The sequence below is a fragment of the Vogesella mureinivorans genome (assembly GCF_007644035.1).
GTDB classification, from domain to species: domain Bacteria; phylum Pseudomonadota; class Gammaproteobacteria; order Burkholderiales; family Chromobacteriaceae; genus Vogesella; species Vogesella mureinivorans.
Window position 1 is genome coordinate 1 of record NZ_VMTV02000044.1, and the last position, 302, is coordinate 302.

Consider the following 302-nt stretch of genomic DNA (forward strand, 5'->3'; position numbering starts at 1 on the left):
AGATGACGGCCGGACGTCCCTGCAGCTCGACGAAGCGGCCGGGCTCCAGGCCAATCACAAGCAGGCTCTTGTTGGCTTCCTCGATCATCCGGGTGGCCGCGCGCTGCGCCATCGGCGACAGCCACAGCGAGGTCAGGCCCACGATCAGGGCCACCGGCAGGGCCAGGGCGAGGATCGCGCGCTTCAGATCGGCAATGCCCAGCCCAATCGAGGCCAGCACTGCCATTTCGCTATCGCGATATAGCCGCCCCAGGCCGAGCATCACGCCGAGGAACAGGGCCAGTGGCAGCAGCAAGGGCAGG

Annotated in this window: 1 protein-coding gene; it reads right to left on the reverse strand. The window is 67.5% G+C overall.

What is annotated here, in order from left to right:
- Positions 1 to 302: LptF/LptG family permease (locus FLQ44_RS01030; protein WP_147692667.1), on the reverse strand; the 302-nt coding region annotated here is incomplete at both ends.